We start from the raw sequence: 16,735 nt of genomic DNA on the forward strand, positions 1-16,735 counted from the left end.
GGTGCAGCCAGTCGGCTATTCTTCTTCGGTGTACTCTTCCTCAGATTCTTCATCTTCGGTGTACTCTTCTTCAGACTCCTCGTTTTCCTCAGAGTATTCCTCTTCCGCGTCTTCGGACTCTTCCTCCTCTGATTCTTCGTCTGTGGATTCCTCCTCTTCGGAATAGTCTTCGTCAGACTCTTCCTCCTCAGATTCCTCCTCTTCCTCGGATTCCTCGGTCTCCTCTTCGTCGCTGCTGCCGTAGCCAAAACCGTAGGATTCATCGACGGCGTACTCTTGGCAGAGGGCGTCTAGCTCCGCGACAAACTCGGTGCCGTCCTCAACACTGAGGTCAAAGTTGAGGATATTTAGCAGGTAGGGGCTGCCTTCGTCGTCGCTATAGTCGTAGTCGAAGTAGTAGTCGTCTTCGCTTTCGACGTAGGTGAGGCAGAGGGCGGCGATCGCGTCGGTAAAGCCCTCGGGGTCTTCGGTGTGAATGTAAAAGTCGTAGAGCAAGAGCGAGCAATCGTCGGCAAAGAATGACTCGTCGTCTTCCCAAACTTCGGCACTAAAGTCGAGTTCGCTGAGGGATTTGATGATCCAGGAGTCGTGGCCGTTATAGTCGTCGTGGATGACGTAGTCGTAGGGAATGTAGCAGTAGCCGCGATCGCCCCACTCTGGCCCCCAGGAGTTGCGCACAATAAAGAAGCGGTCTTTGTCGGAGTAGCCGACGCAGAGCATGGCGTGCCAGCCGTGGGTTTCGCGCACGTTGTCGGAGCGCTTGGGCTGGGGCACCCGGCCTTTGTTGCGGGTGGCCTCGTCAAACGATTCAAAGGTGTTGAGGGCAAAGGCGATCGGGTAGCCCTCAGCTAATGTGTGCCGCCAGAGATCTAGGTCGGTGTCGATGGTTTCGGCTTCGATGATTTTAAAGTTGGCGGCGTGGTCGTAGGCCCCGGTGTCGGGCTCAGTGAAGATCAGCGCTTCGTCGTTGGGCCACAGGTCTTCGGCGCAGGCTCCGTGCTGCATCAGCGTCTCGATCGCACAGTACATCTGGGTGCCGCGGTCTTCGTTGTGGCTGCCGGTCTGCGATCGCGCGTTGTAGTAGACAAACAACCGGCTGACATCGGCGGCATCGCCCAGGTCGCGCTTAGCCAAGTACTCATAGGCTCCCACAAAGGCGTTGGCCACACAGCTGTTGCCCACCTGCGCCTCTACCTCGGTCATGTGGTGACGCAGATCGACCCGGGGCGGCAATTCCTCTTTCTGAAACCGCCCAATCTGGTGATGCTTAACGTCGTCCGGCTTTTGCCCCGGCTGATAACCGCCAATGCGAAACTTACGGTTCTGCGTAAACATGTCTGACCTTGAGGAATAGCTCCTTAAGCATTCCCCCACCGCTCTCTGCGAGCGCAGCTCTGGGCACTTATATTTCATTGCTTCACTGAGGTAAATTTTCAACCTGCGGCGACCTTGGGCAGACTCCTCAAGGCCGCCGCTATCAGCCAATCTCTACCTCAGGGCTTCACTTGCCCCAATCGCAAGACGCTACCTTAAAGTCTTATAGATCACCCCGTTTGGCCCCGCCCTTAACCATGCAAGCATTCGACAAGCTGCCCCGTTGGCTGGTGTGGGAAATTGCCCTGCCCTTGACCATGCTGAATGTTTGGCTGCTTTACAAGGTCTTTCAAACCTTTCAAGCAGCCTTTACCATGCTGATTGCCGCCACGCTGCTGTCGTTTTTACTCAGCTACCCGATTGAGCAGCTCGAAAAGCGGGGCATTAAACCCGGCATCAGTATCGCGCTAATTTTGCTCTTGACCGTTGGGCTGGTGGGGCTTTTGGGCTTTACCCTGGTGCCGGCCCTGCTGTTGCAGCTGGGAGATTTGGGCAATCGCCTGCCCCACTGGTTAGAGTCGGGTAGCGAGCAGTTTCAGGCGCTGGATGACTGGTTGGTGGTTCAGCGCATTCCTCTAAATGTCACCGCGCTGGTGACTCAGCTGGCCCAAATGCTGCCCGATGAGGTGGCCCAACTGCCCGACCAGCTGCTTGAAGTCATCGTTGGCGTGGCCGACAGCCTGCTGGAAGTGCTGATTACGGCTGTGCTGACCCTGTACCTGCTGCTCCACGGCCATGAGTTTTGGGGTGGGCTGCTGCGCTGGCTGCCGGGCGACTTTGGCGGCCAGATTCGGCTGGCGTTTCAGGAAAAGTTTAAGAACTACTTTGTGGGGCAGGCTGCGATCGCCCTGCTCATGGCCACCAGCCTCACCACCGTCTTCTTTCTGCTGAAAATTCCCTACTGGCTGGTGTTTGGCATCGGCATTGGCCTGATGGCGCTGATTCCGTTTGGCGATATTGTGGGAATTTTTACGGCGGCTGTTGTTGTCAGCTTTAAAAGCATTTTGCTGGGGGGCGAGCTGGCAGTGGTCGCCCTGCTGGTCGATCAGCTGATTGATAACGCTGTGGCCCCCAAAATTCTCGGCGACCTAATTGGGCTAAACCCGGTTTGGATTTTGCTACTGCTGCTAGTGGGCTCTCAGCTGGCGGGGGTCTTGGGCCTGCTGTTAGCGGTGCCCCTGGCGGGGGCTATCAAGCGGATTTTTGAGGAGGTGTATCACGATGCTGAGAAGCTGCCGACAGCTTGACTTGTTTGCGGCAGACAAATTCCCCTTGCCGCCGCTGCTGAGAGCGTACGCACTGCTGTCGGCAAGAGCCGAGGAAATCGGCACGGCCCAGGGTCACGCCGCCGCTGTGGGATATTGGCAAAACGGTATTCTCCGAGCCGTTGATTATTTCTCCCCAGAGAGCGAAATCTAGAGAGCGGAATCTAGCCCGTTCTAGCCAGGCAAAGAGCATGTCGAGCTGGCTTGTGGTGATAAACCCATACTGCCAGAAAATCATCGGCAGTTGAGTGGCCGAGTCATGGTGGTGGAAGGCGGTAGCCACTTCTTCGTTGGAGACCCCAAATTCGGTTTGCACAAAGCTGACCAACCGGTTGATCATCGGTGAGTTCATAGCGAGTTTCTGGTGTGAGGGAGCGTTGATGCTGCCTGGTAGTAGCCGCAGCGGACCACTCGCGACAGGCTTGCATTTGAAGGCAAAGCTTAAGCAGCGGTTGTGGCAATGCTGTGTCGCTGGCGTTTCAGCTCTGTTGCGCGGGGCTAAATCAGTCACAATGCCACGGCAACGCCACGGCATTGACATACCTGAGGCCTAATCTAGAGCTAAGACTAGGCCTTAGTGGCAGGACGCTGAGCTGTCCGGTTGGCAATACTGGCTATTTCTGCATCGTTTATAATTGGCGCGATCGCCGCCGCTCCAGAACATACTTGGGGGTACCTATACCTACGCCAGTGTTTACCGTTAGCATTGTGTCAGTGATGACGGTCAGTATCAGCCCTGTCCGGCGGTTGATGCCGACCCCGACCAAACGAGCATTAGCTTTCAACCCTTGCCAGTGAGCCAGCCATGACCGATTCTAGCTCTACCCCGCCCCAACCCTCGGCCCCCAGCGGCAAAGGCATTTTGCGTGAAACCGTTGAGACCCTGGGCCTCAGCGTGCTGCTGGCCTTGGGTATTCGCACCTTTGTGGCCGAGGCCCGTTACATTCCCTCGGGCTCTATGTTGCCCACCCTGGAGATCAACGATCGCCTGATCATCGACAAGGTCAGCTACGACTTTGGCGATCCCCAGCGGGGCGACATTGTGGTGTTTCGTCCCCCCGACGCCCTGGGCCAAGACGAGGCCTTCATCAAGCGGCTGATTGGCCTGCCGGGGGACGTAATTGAGGTCAAAGACGGACAGCTCTACGTCAACAACGAGCCCCAAACAGAACCCTACATTGCGGCTAAGCCCGACTACCAGTACGGGCCAGTGACGGTGCCCGACGATGCTTACCTAGTGCTGGGCGACAACCGCAATAAGAGTTTCGATTCCCACTTTTGGGGCTTTTTGCCGGCCGACCACCTGATTGGCCGCGCTGTGTTTCGGTTTTGGCCCCCCAATCGCCTTGGCGATCTCAACTAAGCCGCTGGAGCCGCTGCTCAATGCGGTCTAGCCGGTGCAGCAGCTCTGCCTCAACGGGGGTAGGCAAATCGGTGGCTCGCTCGACGGTGATGCTGCCACTGGTTTCTAAAATTGCCGCCCTAATTTCCGCCAGGTCTTCAAACCCCTGGCGGCGCAGCACCGTATACAGCTCTTTTTCGCTAATCAGCTCTTTGGCCAGGTTTTTTGAGATCATCTGCCCGTCTACCAGCAGCGGCGTCGATCGGCCTTCCACCACCTGCTGAATGCGGGGATAGCGATAGGCCAGGCGCACCACCAGGTAGTTGGTAATCAGCAGGGTAGTGGCCCCAATCAGCCCCCCTGAGACCGAGTTGTCGTCGCCAATGATGGCGTTTTGCACGGCATTGGAGAGCATGAGCAGCACAACCAGATCAAAACCAGTCAGCTGTCCTAGCTCGCGCTTGCCCCCCAGCCGCAGGGCAATGAGCAAAAAGCCGTAGACCAAGATGGGCCGAACAATCTTTTCGAGGATGGATATATCGGGTATCCACAGATCGTGAGCGATAGACATAGGGCAAAAAATGAAAGATGGAAGAGTGAAAAATTAAAAATGCGCGATCGGCTTGAATCCTGGCGTTTTGGACTGTCCTAATCTGGACTTCACTTGCTACGGAGTTTAGGGAGATCAGTAGGTGTTCAGCGATTTTGGTTAACCCTTCCTCATCCTGCAAGCTGGCGGTGAAGAGTATCCATGAGCCAACTTGGCGAAATTTAGCGATCGCTAAATTTCGCCAAGTTCACAGGCTCTAATGACCAGCAACAACCAGGCAGCAAATTTCTGCGCCTACACCACCAGGCTTTCTAAGCGACTGACGGCGCGATCGACGATGTCTAAACTGGCCTGCCAAAACTTGGGCTGGCGAATGTCTTGCTGGAGGTGGCGCAGCACTACATCTTCTGCCGTCATGCTGCCGGTGTCGCGCAGAAGCTTGGTGTACAGATCATTGAACTGAGCGCCGTAGTGGTCTTTTTGGGCGTAGATGCCCAGGCTAAACAGATAGCCAAACAGGTAGGGATAGTTGTAGAAGCCCAGCTCTGCGATCGAGAAGTGCAGCTTGCTGGCCCAAAACATCTCGTCGTAGCTGGTCAGGCTGTCTTCGTACCAGTGCTGCCAGCTGTCGCGCATCAGCCCCTTGAGGGTGCCTGCAATCACAAACCCTTGCTGGCGAGCCTCGACCAATTTTTGTTCAAAGGTAAATCGAGCGGGAATGTTGAGTAGAAATGTGATGGCGGCGGCTCCTTCTTCCCAGGCAATTTTGAGCATCTGTTCGGGGGAGCGGGCCTGCTCAAACAGGGCGTCGCGCACTAGGGTTTCGGCAAAGATGCTGGCGGTTTCGGCCAGGGTCATGGGGTAGAAGGTCTTGTAGCGGGGCAGATCTTGCATCACCCAGTTGTGCCAGGCATGGCCCAGTTCGTGGGCCAGGGTGAGCACGTTGTTCATGCTGCCCTCGAAGGTCATAAAAATGCGCGGTTCCTTGGGCTCGGCGAAGCTGGTGCAGTAGGCCCCGGTGGCTCGGTTGGGAGTCGGCTTTGCGTCAATCCAGCCCTTTTCGGCCATCATCATGGCAAAGTCGCCCATGGCCGGGGTGAACTGGCGAAAGGCATCGGCAACTAGTTCGATCGCCGCCTCAAAAGAAAAGCCCTCGGTCTGGCCCGCTGCCGGGGGTGGCGCAAATAAATCCCAGGGGGCGGGCTGGATGTCGAGCACTTTGCCCATCGCCGTTAGAGCCCGCTGGCCGATCGCCCGCCGGTCGTAGGTGGCCGCCATCATGGCGTCGAGGGTGGTGCGATCGATGCGGCTCTGGTGACAGCTTTTGTCGAGGTAGTGCAGGCGGCGGTGGTGCCCCCGCTGCTTGGTTTCCTCGAGCCGCCAGCCGTTGATGGCGTTGAGGATGGCCGCTACCGTATCGGCCCGGCTTTCCCAGGCGGCGTTGACCCCGTGCCAGGCCTCGGAGCGGATGGTGCGATCGGGGGAACTGAGCAGGTTAAAGGCTTTGGCCAAGCCAACGGTGTCACCCGCCACGGTGCATTGCAGGGTGCCCGAGAGTTCGGTGTAGAGGTTGCCCCAGCCCTGGAGTCCGTTTACAGCCAGGCCGGTGATCAGCTTTTCTTCGGCCAGGCTGAGCAGCTGATCGTTGAGCTGGCGCTGGTGCCGCAGCGAGAAGCTCAGCTCGGCGAGCACTGGATCCGCAATCAAGGCCTGGATAAAGGCGTCATCGACCCGCAGCAGAAAAATATCCAGGGCTTTGGTGGCCTGGCTGATTTCGGCGCTGAGCTGTTGCAGGGTGGGTTTCCACTCGCTGGCGCTGGCATCGCGGGAGTCAACGCTGAGAATAGAGGAAATAAAGGTACGCAGGTTGCCTAGGCGTTTGGCGGTGGCGGTGCGCTGCTGGTGGGCGGTTCTAACCTGGGCCAGCAATCCCTCGAATTGGTCTTGAACCAGGGGTTCTGCGGGTTCGATCTGCTCGACAAAGGGAGCGCAGAGAGTGGCTAGAGTATCGATTTCGGCCCTGATGCGTTCGACAGTAACGGCAATTTGGGGATCGTCACTACCGCTGAAAAAGGCGCTGTTGTCCCAGGTTTGTTGTAGACGGGGCATGGGCAGGAGAGGCTAGGGAAGGAAGGTGACCTTAGCTTAACCAATGTCCCATGGGTTCTGGCTGTAGCTAGAGGTATAGCGCGTCGGCAGGAGCGATCGCTGCCACCTCTTACCGACAGCATTCGGCATGCCGCGGCGGTCTGCCTAGACAGTATGACTTGGGGCGATTGCCCCTTCAACTCTCTCCCGCCCATCTGCCATAGCCAGTTCCAGATACCGCTGAAGCGACTCCGACGCCAGACCGTGCAGCAGCAGATTGCGGGCCGCCCCAAAAGCGCTGTTGGGGGCTAAGGGATGGCGGTTGCTCACGGTGTGGTTCCAGCTGTAGTCGCCCGTTACCCGGCTAAAGTAGAGGGCAAAGCTTTCGTCAAACTGAAGGGAAAGTACCGCCCGCTCAAACTCGTCGCTGGTGACCCAGAGGGAATAGCAGATCTTGAACAGCTCCAGGGAGGACTCCATATCGAGCACCTGGAGCCAGCCCCGTCGGGTGATGTCGATCGCAACCGACACCGGGCGAATGCCGCCATAGCTGAGCCCGCGCTGACGCACATGCTCTAGCCAGTTAGGATGCTGCTCCTGGGCGCGGTGATAGTCGAGCACAAAGTTGTAGAGGTTGATGTCGTGCTCTAAAAAGGCGTTGGCGGCCAGGTCTTCTACCCGGCGGGGGTAGAGGGTGGCGTGGGGCAGGGTTGGGTCGGGGCCGTTGTCAATTAAAAAATTGACGATGTTAGAGCCAATGCCGAAGTGGCGCACAATCAGGTAGCAGGCTTCGGGGGTGGTAAAGGTGTTGAGAAACCAGACGGCCAGCTGGTGCATCAGCCAGTAGTTGCGAAACTGAAAGGGCAACAGCCGCTTGAGCGTCATAATCAAGGCCATGGCCAGGTTGGCGAAGAGTTTGATCGGCAGCAGCAGGTAGCAGCGCGACCAGCTTTGCAGGTCTTTGACCATATAGGCTTTGGCGGTGGGGTCGAGGGGGATGGCCCAGTCGGCATAGATGGCATCCCAGTAGCTGGGGTCTTGCCGGTTGTGGGGCGCTGGGGTGTAGGTCATAGGTCAATCTCTTCCAGTTGCAGGCGGTACAGGCGGGCGGTGACCTGGGCCGTTTTGACAATGCGGGCGGCAATGTCTGCCGTCATCCAGTCGGCGGTCAGAAAGGCATCGAGCTTTTGCACGTGGGCCTCGTCGTTCTCGCCGTGGTAGCTGAGGAAGGAGATCTGGGTCTTATCTAACCCCAGACTTTGTTGAATGAGCGCGGCCCACTGGCCCGCCATGCGGTTGCCCAGCCCTTCCACAATGAAGATGCTGCCCAGCAGATCAATTGGGTTTTCGCGGGAGGCACGCTGAAAAATAAAGGCGGACAGGGCCTCTGAACCAATGTTTTGCTCAGCCCCCAGGATCTCCTCAAGCTTTCCCCCCACCGAGACGTAGTCGCGCTCCAGCATTTGAAAGTCGCGGTGCTCGTCGCGGGCGTGGCCGATCAGGTGCGATCGCAGCTCAAAGTCGGTCATATTCGACGCGGCCCGAGTAATCCACCTTGCGCCATCGACCACCTGGGGGCGCAAGGCCCGCAGCAGCGCCCGGTAGTCTACAAGGGTAAACTCCCCCCGGTGCAGTCGCCTGACGATGGGGACAGATCGCAGCTCTCGCTCAAAGGTCAGCCACACCAGCATCAGCTGGCGCAGCAGCGTTTCAGAGACGGTGGACTCCAGAGTTTCGACCTCTGGGGGAGTATCCGCCGGGGTAGGAAGGTTAGGGGGGGCGACCGCAGCAACAGCCCTCGGCGGCTCGGCTTCAGAACCTTGGCTTGGGGTCGCCTCCACCACCGTCAGCAGCAGGTAGGCAGTGGTGAACCGACCGCTTTCGGGCACAAAGCAAAAGATCTGCTGCCCGGTTCGCAGCTTGCCCGAGTTAAACAACTCCTCCAGCATCAGATAGATCGAGGCGCAGCCGGTGTTGCCTCGGGTGTAGAGGTTGGTAAACCACTGCTCTTCAGGAATCATGCAGCCCGCCTGTTCGAGCAGGTCGATGATCTGACTGCGAAAGAAATGCGACGAGTAGTGGCAGAGCAGCCAGTCCACCTGGTCGGGGTGCACCCGACCGGCTTCAATCAGCCGAATCCAGCCCTCTACGCCCAGTTGCACCACCTGGTCGAGTAGGCGAATGTTTTGGCGCAGGTTGAGCGCTCCCGCCGCTGCCGCTGCCCCCTGGTCGGGAAAGTCCATCCAGCTGGTCAGATTCGTAGGGTTATCGACCCCGGCGTACATGCACACCGGATGGGTGTTGGCGTGGGAGACCGACTCAATCCACTCAATCTTGAGGCTGAGACCGCTGGCGCTGGGGCGATCGCTGACTAAGCAGGCCCCCGCCCCATCCGACAGCATCCACCGCAGAAACTCGGTGTCGAAGGGAAGGGTAGTCCCGGCGGCGGTTTCGGCCTCAAACCGGGTGTGCTTAAACAACCGCGAGGCCAGCTCTGAGGCCACTGCGATCGCCCGCCGCTTTTGACCCAGCTGCACCTGGGCCGCCGCGTATTTAAGCGCCGCCACGCCAGCGCAGCACACCCCCTGGTGGGAGGTCGCCTCCACCGGGGCCAGTTCCGACAGTTCTCCGTGCACCATGCTGGCAAAGCCCGGCACCAGCAGGTCGGGCCAGGTGGTGGCGCAGGCCAGCAGGTCAATGGCCTTGGGGTCTAGCTCAGCCTGGGCCAGGGTGTCTCGCACCGCTGTTGCCGCCATCTGGCTGTTGCTGAGGGTAGTCTGCTGCTGGCGATCGAGGGCGTAGTAGCGCTGCTGAATGCCGTTGCTTTTGAGAATGCGGGCCTTGACTCGGGAGGGGCGATCGCCCACCTGGCCCAGATAGGCTTCCATCTCATTGTTGGCGATCGGGTCTCCCGGCAGACATTTGCCGATGTGGGTGATGTAGGCCGACCGGGGTTGAGCCCGGTCGGCGGGGGTGAAAGACGGCATGGGGTTAGACCTCTTAGCATAAGACTGTCAGTTGCAGCCCTGGGCGGCCCGCTGGTTGCGCCATAGCAAGTGAATCGATCTCGGCCCTGACAGCACGTCGCCAGTGGCTGAAGCAAAAAACAGCGGAAAACCGTTGACGAGATGCGTCGTCTCAAGATGCCCCAATCGACTCAGCCCTGAACCTTGTGTCAGGTGAGCCATTTGCCCAGTAAAGCACCGTTGCCCAGCGCCATGACCTAAGCCGATCCGCTTTAGAGTTTGGCCCCGATGCCACGGAAGCCGATGGTTTGCTGCCTAAATTAGAAACAGTGCCGAGGCAGCAAGATATAGCCTAGCTAAACGCCAGCAGTGCTAGCCGCCAAAACCTCAGGTATGCCTTTAGACGAGGGCCAACTATATCTTTAGATGGTCTCGCTAGCTGGGGCCATTCGCTATTGTTTTAACAGTAAGGACAAAGGCACTAATTGCCTACTAAACATTTTGGAGAGGACGCATGAATATTCTGGCATGGATCGTATTGGGTTTGATTGCTGGCGCAATTGCTAAAGCTATTTATCCTGGGCATCAGAGCGGCGGCATTTTAGGCACGCTAATTCTGGGTGTAATTGGTGCATTTGTTGGCGGTAGCCTCTATACCCTGCTAACCACAGGATCGCTAGCCCTAACGGCAACCGGCCTCAGCATCGGTGGTGTGGTAATTGCGGTTCTGGGCGCAATTGTTGCTCTATTTATCTACTACGCAGTGGCTAAGCGGGCCGTCTAATCGTTATCAGTTTTTGCTAGCAAAGTAGGTAAGCACAAGTCAGCCAGATTAAAGATGGCATTTTCCAAAGATTGAAACTTCGGTTCACTGCTTAGGATTGCGACTGTTCTTTGGCGATAAACTTATCTAATTACAATGATTTAGGGCAGCTTGTCAGCAGGTTGCCCTAAATTGTTTTTTCTAGTAAGGTTTTGATTAGCTTTCTTTCCACTGTGTCAACAAGGCCGCGCGTGAACGAACAACTAAAACGATCTAATGCTCTAAAGCAAGCCCTACAGGCCTTTGTGCTCGATGCCGAGGGCGATTTAGCAACGGCCTTAGAAACCTACAGCGCCGATCGCTTAAAGCATTGGTCAGCCACCAACCTCCAGGGCATCAGTCGATCTGATCTGGCGATTGATATGTTTTTAACCGAAGGCCGGGTTTCTAACCGATCGGTATTGGATATTTTTATACAAAATCAGCCCGACCTATCTCTAGACGATCAGGCTCTGGTTAAAAGCTGGCAGAACACCTTCAACGGCCTCTTTAAAGTGCTTCAGGTCGAAGCAGAGCGCTACGAATTGATGAACTGGCTAACCGAAAAGCGCTACTGGGTAGAACCCAGCGGGGCGCAGTCGGCGGCAGAACTATCGCGGTTAAGCCCCGGTGAAATTGTCGTCACTCGCCTGGCACCCGACACAGGAGATATCTGGACGTTTTCAGGCCCCCTGATGCTGTTGGGAAAACTGGGAAAGCCAAAGCTGGCCGTGGCCATTGGCAACTTTAAAAATTGGTTCCCCAACTATCTCTACGGCGATGCCCCTGAGCTGTTGACCGAAGCTTGGCAATCTGTAGAGCGCTACCATCACGATTTTGTCGATTTTTTTGGTGGCGATCGGATCACGCTGTCTGGCTATGAGCTAAACAAAAAGCTCAAAGAGTATCAAGAGGTGACGACCCAGCGCCGTTTAGAAGAAATCGGAGTGGATGGGTCTAAGTCATTGAAAGAACTGGTGGCTCAGTCAGGCATGTCTGAGGAAGAGGTTGCTGAGTCGGTAGAGTCGCTTGGCGAAGACAGTCGCGAGGTGAGCCGTCTGCTCAAAGACGATCAGGCGATCAAGATGGCGATGCCGCCGATCAACCTTCCCGATGAACTGCGTCGGGCCGAGGCGGTTACTGTTTTTGTTCATCCCCGCTGGGGGCAGACGTTCTTAAAAGACTACGTGCGCCTCACCCAACTGTTTGACGCTACCGATGAAGAATCTGCGGCGAAGGTAGACAAGCTGATTCAAAAATATCTCAAGGAAGATGCGGTCAACGCCTACGTTTGGCACTGCTTTGCCGAAGACAATGCCCTGCCGTTGATGGCGTCTTTGGAGCGATGCGTTAACCGCCCCGAGCTGACCCCTGACGACCTAGACGATGTGTTAGTCCAAGCGGGCAAGCCGTTGGAACCGACGCTGCCAGAGATTGCCAGCGTGCCTATCCATCTGAATGACTTGTTTCAAGAGGCGCTGCAAGAGGTGGGCCAAAACTCATCCAAGAAAAAGTCGAAGGGCAAACCAAAGCAAAAGACCGGCTTTGCGGTTTAGTCCTCTTCCCTTAGTCCTCTACCCATGGCTTCCGGACTGGTCTTCGTCGCAGTTGGGGCCAAGTTGGCCCCAGCCGGCTCCTTTGTGGCCATCGTTTGAGTGTAAACACGCGATTTACGAGAGCCCCTTGACCCGGTAGCCAATGTCGCGGCGATAGTACATGCCCTCGAAGCAAATTTTGTCGATCGCTTCGTAGGCTTTGGCGATCGCCGCCTCAAAGGTGTCACCCAGGCCCGTCACCCCCAGCACTCGTCCACCGTCGGCCACAATGGTGTCGCCCCGGCGACGGGTGCCCGCGTGGAACACCAGCGCTCCGGTGGCGGCGGCGGCTTCAAAGCCGACAATTTCCATACCCTTGGGGTATTTATCGGGGTAGCCCTCGGCGGCCACCACGACACAGGCGGCGGCCTCCGGTTTCCAGGTCAGCTCTAGGGTGTCGAGCCGCCCTTCGATGCAGGCCAGCATCACCTCTTCTAACGGGGTTTCGAGCAGGGGCAGCACGGCCTGGGTTTCGGGGTCGCCCAGGCGGCAGTTAAACTCCACCACCTTGGGGATGCCCTCGGGGGTAATCATCAGCCCGGCGTAGAGAATGCCGCGATAGTCAATGCCCCGGCGGCGCAGGGTGGCGATCGCCGGCTCCAGCACCTCTTTCTGCACCCGTTCCATCATCTCAGCGGAGACCACGGGGGTCGGGGCGTAGGCTCCCATGCCGCCGGTATTGGGGCCGGTGTCGCCCTCGCCAATGGCTTTGTGGTCTTGGGCCGGCACCAGGGGGCGAATGGTCTGGCCGTCGGTGATGGCCAGCACCGACGCCTCTTGGCCGGTCATGAATTCTTCGATTACCACCTGGTGGCCCGCCGCGCCAAACTTGCCGCTAAAGGCATCTTTGACTGCTTGAATGGCCTCCTCTAGGGTGTGGGCCACGGTGACGCCCTTGCCCGCCGCCAGCCCGTCGGCCTTCACCACAATGGGGGCACCCTGCTGCTCTAGGAAAGCTAAGGCAGCGGCTTCGTCTTCAAACACGGCGGCCTGGGCGGTGGGAATGCCCGCCTCGACCATCAGCGCCTTGGCCCAGGCTTTGCTGGCCTCGATCTGTGCCCCCGCCTGGCAGGGGCCAAACACCTTCAGCCCCTGCTCTTGTAGATAGTCGGTAATGCCTTCGGCCAGAGGCTGCTCGGGGCCGATCACCACCAGCTCTAGGTTGTTGACCAGGGCAAAGCGGGCGATGCCCTCAAAGTCGGTGGGGGCCATGGCCAGGTTGCGGCAGTGGGGTAGGGTGGCAGTGCCGCCGTTGCCCGGTACACAGACCACCTCGGTAATTTTGGGCGATCGCAGCAGCGACCAAGCCAGGGTATGTTCACGGCCACCGCTGCCGACCACGAGAGCTTTCACAGGCAATTTCCCAAAAATGCGAATCTTATTTTCCCACGTTGCCAACCCAAATAGATGGCGGCTTTTTCCAGGGGGTTGAGGATGGTGCTGGAACCGCCTTAAGCCAGGGCTGGCCCCGCCTACTCAGTGCCTAAGCCATTGAACCCGGGCTTGAGATCAGGGTCTGGGGTCTGGGTCTCTGGCGGCGGTGAAAGCTGTCGAGGCAGGGTGACTACAAAGGTCGTCCCCTGCCCCGGCTCGCTGCTGACGGTGATGGTGCCATCCATGATGGTCACTAATGAGTTGACGATGGCCAGCCCCAGGCCGGTGCCAGGGCGCGGGCGGCGAATGGTCTGGTCAACTTGGCGAAAGGCTTCAAAAATATGGGGCAGCTGCTCTTTAGCGATGCCAATGCCGGTGTCGGCTACGGTGAGGGAAATGCGATCGGGGGCGACCTCGGCGAGGGTAATGTGCACCTGGCCGCGCTCGGTAAACTTGATGGCGTTAGACACTAAGTTGGTGAGCACCTGGCGCAGTCGATGTTCGTCGTTTTCTACCACCGGGTCGTCGAGCTGGAGGGTGCTCTCCAGGGTAATCGCCTTGCCGTCAGCCAGCGATCGCAAGTCTGACAGCGTAGAGCGCACCAGACCATAGAGATTCACCTGGGTCAGACTCAGGGTGAGGCGCTGGGCCTCTAGCTTAGACAGGTCAAGAATATCGTTGACCAGGTTGAGCAGATTCTTGCCGTTGGCGAAGATACGCTTGATCATCTCTGCCTGGTGGGGGGTCAACGGCCCCTTCGACTGGCTGTCCAGAATCTGCGAAAACCCTAAAATGGCGTTCAGCGGCGTCCGCAGCTCGTGGGACATGGTGGCCAAAAACTCAGACTTCACCCGGTAGGCCTCTAGCAGTTTGAGGTTTTGGTCTTCGATGTAGCGGCGCTGGCGCTCTAGCTCTTCATTTTGCTGGGTGAGCAGTTTATTGGTCTGCTGGAGCTGGGCCAGGGCGCTGGCCTCGCGCTGCTCGGCCTCGTACATGCGCAGGGCATTGCGCAACAGCAGCGCCAGGCGATCGGGCGAGACGCGGGTTTTGATCAGGTAGTCGCTGGCTCCAGCCTTCATCAGATCAACGGCAATTTGCTCGTCGCCCTGGCCGGTCAGCACCACTAGCGGAATGGTCACGCCCTCGGTGCGCCACTGCTGAATCAGCGACAGTCCGTCTTGCTCGGGCAGGCGGTAGTCCAGGAAAACGCAGTCGTAGGTGCGGCTGCTGAGGTTGGCGATCGCCTGCTCAGCGCTAGTTACTTCGGTGACGTTAACGGGTAGGTCGGCGCGATCGAGGGCGCGGCAGATGGCCATGCGATCGACGGCATCGTCATCCACCAAAAGAATCTCTAGCGCTTCACCCATCCGCTCGGTCCCTGCTTCTACTACCCACGATGGCGTCCAGCGGGTCTGATTAAGGAATTTCACACAGCGCCCAATACTGGTTGAGGGACGCCATTACCTCCGAAAATATAGAAAAGGTAATTGGTTTTAGGATATAACCTGCCACGTTCAATCGGTAGGCTTCGAGGCGGTCTTGGTCGGCGTCGGAGGTGGTCAAGACGACTACTGGTATAGATTTTAGCGATTCATCCTGGCGGAGCGCTTGGAGAAACTCTAGCCCGTTCATTTTGGGCATGTTGATATCAAGCAGCACCAGACGGCGATGTTCTGGCACCGACGGTGGCTCAGAGTTGGTACCACGCAACATATCTAGGGCGTCTAGGCCGTTATTGGCTACGTATAAAGGGTTGTCGATGCGGTTGTGCTTAAATGCCCGCTGCACGTTCATCACATCTATCTCATCGTCTTCGACGAGTAGAACGTTAACGGTACGCTTGCTCATAACCTGCTCCTGGAACGACAGCGGCGGCCAGATCGATCGGCCCAACCCGAGAATCAGCGTTGTGGTTAAGGCAAACAAAAAAACCGGCCATGACACCAGGACGTGTCACTTAGGGGTTGATAGTATCGCCAGCGGCCTTCCCATCCCAATGCATCGGCTGATGGTGAAAGCAGTTGGCTTGGTTAACCTTCCCCAACCACAACTGTAGAGACCCCAGGCCTACTTTCTATCTGCCCAAGGGAAGAACCTGCGGCGAGAGAACCGAGGGCTTTGATCTGGGAAACCTGCGCCGTCAGCGCCTGGGGATGAACGCCCGCCCGATGGGCCGCCAACAACCCCACCGCCTCTAGGTAAGAGGCCACCCGCACCGCTGGCACTCCCAGGGATTCGGGGCTGACCTCTAGAGCAGTGGCATTGGCCTCGACGGCGATCGCCAGCGATCGCCGCCCCAGACTCAGTAGGGCACTGCCCCCACAGGCGCTGGCGGGCACCACAATGGCATCGACCTGGTCGGCCCAGAGCGCGGGGCTAGATTGTCCCAGCGTTGGCTCCGTCACAAAACCTGGCGCTCGGCTCAGCCCCGCCAGCACGCAGGGCAAAAACGTGTGGCCCAGTTCCTCAGCGGCCGACTTGGGCGAAATTGACGGGTCTAGCGGCAGGGGGCTGAGGGCCGGGGCGTGGGCGCAGGGCACCCGCAGGGTGCGCACCACCAGGTGGCTGATCACCGCCTCGGCCCCTGCCAAGGGGTCTACGCCGTGGCCCTGGCGATAGTCTTGCAGGGTCTCAGCATCGGTGTCTTCCGGGAAGCGGGCCACCACGGCGATCGCATTCGCCCCAGCGGCGATCGCCCGCTCCGCCGCCCGCAGCAAACTGTCGGGTCGCCCAATCGTGCCCCAGGTCACCCCCGAGGCCGCCGTCCGTAGCTCTACCCCCAGGGGCGCATCGGTCACTACGTAATCGGTCAAATCTAAGCCCAGAGTGGCCCGCGCCGCATCCGCCGCTTGCAGGTGTCGCCAGCGCAGGTCATCTTCGATCGCCGCGTCCAGCACCAGGCCAATGCGGTTGCGGTGCAGCGGGCGCAGTCCCCAGCGGCCCGCTGCAAACTGGTCGAGCCCGTAACCCTCGACGTAGTAGGCGTTGGGTAGCGGCCAGTAGAGCTGCGCCCCATTCATCACGTTGGGGTGGGTAATTAGGGTATCGACTACTGAGGCGATCGCCCGCGCCACCGGTAGGGCATCCCCCGCGTAACCCCCCACCGCTGCGCCGATACCCGTCGGCACCACTAGCACCGCCGTATAGGGACGGCGACTCGGATCGGTATTCATAGCAGCTCAGAATTGGATTGCGTCGTCACCACGGCCTCGACCGTGGCGGTTTGGGTGGCGGAGTTCACCTGGGTAATTGCCCAGCGCAGGGGCTCGCCCCGCTCGGTCAGGGCTGATTCGATCGCCCCCACCAAATCTCCTTGGGCTTCTCCCAGAGGGATCTCCAGCGTAATAAAGTGAGTGGCTAACGCCATGGTCTATCCACT

At 58.3% G+C, this 16,735-nt stretch carries 15 protein-coding genes; 4 read left to right on the forward strand and 11 right to left on the reverse strand.

The genetic code is table 11. The annotated features are described in order from the left end of the window. Positions 1 to 15: 15 nt before the first annotated feature. Complete coding sequence (locus tag VB780_RS18990) at positions 16 to 1,335, reverse strand: C1 family peptidase (protein ID WP_323352747.1); 1,320 nt, start codon at positions 1,333 to 1,335, stop codon at positions 16 to 18. A gap of 236 nt (positions 1,336 to 1,571) precedes the next feature. On the opposite strand from VB780_RS18990, the gene VB780_RS18995 reads away from it, so the two are divergent. Then, positions 1,572 to 2,621, forward strand: a complete 1,050-nt coding sequence (locus tag VB780_RS18995; protein WP_323352748.1) for an AI-2E family transporter — start codon at positions 1,572 to 1,574, stop codon at positions 2,619 to 2,621. Here the strand turns inward: VB780_RS18995 and VB780_RS19000 are convergent. Continuing rightward, positions 2,566 to 2,991, reverse strand: a complete 426-nt coding sequence (locus VB780_RS19000) for a DUF2949 domain-containing protein (protein ID WP_323352749.1) — start codon at positions 2,989 to 2,991, stop codon at positions 2,566 to 2,568. The genes VB780_RS18995 and VB780_RS19000 overlap by 56 nt on opposite strands. Positions 2,992 to 3,444: 453 nt before the next feature. On the opposite strand from VB780_RS19000, the gene lepB reads away from it, so the two are divergent. Further along, a complete protein-coding gene (gene lepB, locus VB780_RS19005) occupies positions 3,445 to 4,002 on the forward strand; it encodes a signal peptidase I (protein ID WP_323352750.1) in 558 nt (185 codons plus the stop codon). Here lepB and VB780_RS19010 read toward each other — a convergent pair. The 4 genes from VB780_RS19010 to VB780_RS19025 all read right to left on the reverse strand — a co-directional run bounded on the left by VB780_RS19010 (position 3,995) and on the right by VB780_RS19025 (position 9,606). After that, the gene (locus VB780_RS19010) at positions 3,995 to 4,552 is read right to left on the reverse strand and encodes a DUF421 domain-containing protein (RefSeq protein ID WP_323352751.1); all 558 of its coding nucleotides are present in this window, start codon (positions 4,550 to 4,552) and stop codon (positions 3,995 to 3,997) included. The genes lepB and VB780_RS19010 overlap by 8 nt on opposite strands. A gap of 273 nt (positions 4,553 to 4,825) precedes the next feature. Further along, entirely contained in the window at positions 4,826 to 6,640 is a 1,815-nt protein-coding gene (locus tag VB780_RS19015) for a M3 family oligoendopeptidase (RefSeq protein ID WP_323352752.1), read from the reverse strand. Positions 6,641 to 6,784: 144 nt separating this feature from the next. After that, positions 6,785 to 7,690 carry a DUF6999 family protein gene (locus tag VB780_RS19020; RefSeq protein WP_323352753.1) on the reverse strand — a complete coding sequence of 302 codons (906 nt, stop codon included), beginning with the start codon at positions 7,688 to 7,690 and terminating at the stop codon, positions 6,785 to 6,787. Next, the gene (locus VB780_RS19025; RefSeq protein WP_323352754.1) at positions 7,687 to 9,606 is read right to left on the reverse strand and encodes a 3-oxoacyl-[acyl-carrier-protein] synthase III C-terminal domain-containing protein; all 1,920 of its coding nucleotides are present in this window, start codon (positions 9,604 to 9,606) and stop codon (positions 7,687 to 7,689) included. The genes VB780_RS19020 and VB780_RS19025 overlap by 4 nt, the downstream gene beginning before the upstream one ends. 493 nt (positions 9,607 to 10,099) lie before the next feature. On the opposite strand from VB780_RS19025, the gene VB780_RS19030 reads away from it, so the two are divergent. Together VB780_RS19030 and VB780_RS19035 are read left to right on the forward strand one after the other, a co-directional pair. Continuing rightward, positions 10,100 to 10,369 (forward strand): GlsB/YeaQ/YmgE family stress response membrane protein, encoded by a 270-nt coding sequence (locus tag VB780_RS19030; RefSeq protein WP_073610913.1) that lies wholly within the window; start codon positions 10,100 to 10,102, stop codon positions 10,367 to 10,369. 230 nt (positions 10,370 to 10,599) lie between these two features. Next, positions 10,600 to 11,943, forward strand: coding sequence for a hypothetical protein (locus tag VB780_RS19035; RefSeq protein WP_323352755.1), 1,344 nt, complete (start codon positions 10,600 to 10,602; stop codon positions 11,941 to 11,943). 114 nt (positions 11,944 to 12,057) lie between these two features. Here the strand turns inward: VB780_RS19035 and purD are convergent, their stop codons facing one another. From purD to VB780_RS19060, 5 genes are all read right to left on the reverse strand, one after another. Beyond that, positions 12,058 to 13,335, reverse strand: coding sequence for a phosphoribosylamine--glycine ligase (gene purD, locus VB780_RS19040; RefSeq protein WP_323352756.1), 1,278 nt, complete (start codon positions 13,333 to 13,335; stop codon positions 12,058 to 12,060). 119 nt (positions 13,336 to 13,454) lie between these two features. Then, positions 13,455 to 14,786 carry a hybrid sensor histidine kinase/response regulator gene (locus VB780_RS19045; protein ID WP_323352757.1) on the reverse strand — a complete coding sequence of 444 codons (1,332 nt, stop codon included), beginning with the start codon at positions 14,784 to 14,786 and terminating at the stop codon, positions 13,455 to 13,457. Further along, positions 14,773 to 15,204, reverse strand: a complete 432-nt coding sequence (locus tag VB780_RS19050; protein WP_323352758.1) for a response regulator — start codon at positions 15,202 to 15,204, stop codon at positions 14,773 to 14,775. The genes VB780_RS19045 and VB780_RS19050 overlap by 14 nt, the downstream gene beginning before the upstream one ends. Positions 15,205 to 15,386: 182 nt before the next feature. Further along, on the reverse strand, positions 15,387 to 16,529 hold the full coding sequence (locus VB780_RS19055; protein ID WP_323352759.1) for a DUF3326 domain-containing protein: 1,143 nt from the start codon (positions 16,527 to 16,529) through the stop codon (positions 15,387 to 15,389). Further along, positions 16,526 to 16,723 (reverse strand): hypothetical protein, encoded by a 198-nt coding sequence (locus VB780_RS19060; RefSeq protein WP_323352760.1) that lies wholly within the window; start codon positions 16,721 to 16,723, stop codon positions 16,526 to 16,528. Before VB780_RS19060 ends, VB780_RS19055 begins: the two co-directional genes overlap by 4 nt. Positions 16,724 to 16,735 lie beyond the last annotated feature (12 nt).

The sequence above is a fragment of the Leptolyngbya sp. CCNP1308 genome (genome assembly GCF_034932455.1).
GTDB lineage: Bacteria > Cyanobacteriota > Cyanobacteriia > Phormidesmidales > Phormidesmidaceae > Nodosilinea.

Excerpts from the sequence above, each read along its gene's own strand:
- VB780_RS19010 (WP_323352751.1), bottom strand. The coding sequence starts at position 4,552 with ATGTCTATCGCTCACGATCTGTGGATACCCGATATATCCATCCTCGAA.
- VB780_RS19020 (WP_323352753.1), bottom strand. The coding sequence starts at position 7,690 with ATGACCTACACCCCAGCGCCCCACAACCGGCAAGACCCCAGCTACTGG.
- VB780_RS19030 (WP_073610913.1), top strand. The coding sequence starts at position 10,100 with ATGAATATTCTGGCATGGATCGTATTGGGTTTGATTGCTGGCGCAATT.
- VB780_RS18990 (WP_323352747.1), bottom strand. The coding sequence starts at position 1,335 with ATGTTTACGCAGAACCGTAAGTTTCGCATTGGCGGTTATCAGCCGGGG.
- VB780_RS19055 (WP_323352759.1), bottom strand. The coding sequence starts at position 16,529 with ATGAATACCGATCCGAGTCGCCGTCCCTATACGGCGGTGCTAGTGGTG.
- VB780_RS19025 (WP_323352754.1), bottom strand. The coding sequence starts at position 9,606 with ATGCCGTCTTTCACCCCCGCCGACCGGGCTCAACCCCGGTCGGCCTAC.
- VB780_RS19050 (WP_323352758.1), bottom strand. The coding sequence starts at position 15,204 with ATGAGCAAGCGTACCGTTAACGTTCTACTCGTCGAAGACGATGAGATA.
- VB780_RS19060 (WP_323352760.1), bottom strand. The coding sequence starts at position 16,723 with ATGGCGTTAGCCACTCACTTTATTACGCTGGAGATCCCTCTGGGAGAA.
- VB780_RS19015 (WP_323352752.1), bottom strand. The coding sequence starts at position 6,640 with ATGCCCCGTCTACAACAAACCTGGGACAACAGCGCCTTTTTCAGCGGT.
- VB780_RS19000 (WP_323352749.1), bottom strand. The coding sequence starts at position 2,991 with ATGAACTCACCGATGATCAACCGGTTGGTCAGCTTTGTGCAAACCGAA.
- VB780_RS18995 (WP_323352748.1), top strand. The coding sequence starts at position 1,572 with ATGCAAGCATTCGACAAGCTGCCCCGTTGGCTGGTGTGGGAAATTGCC.
- lepB (WP_323352750.1), top strand. The coding sequence starts at position 3,445 with ATGACCGATTCTAGCTCTACCCCGCCCCAACCCTCGGCCCCCAGCGGC.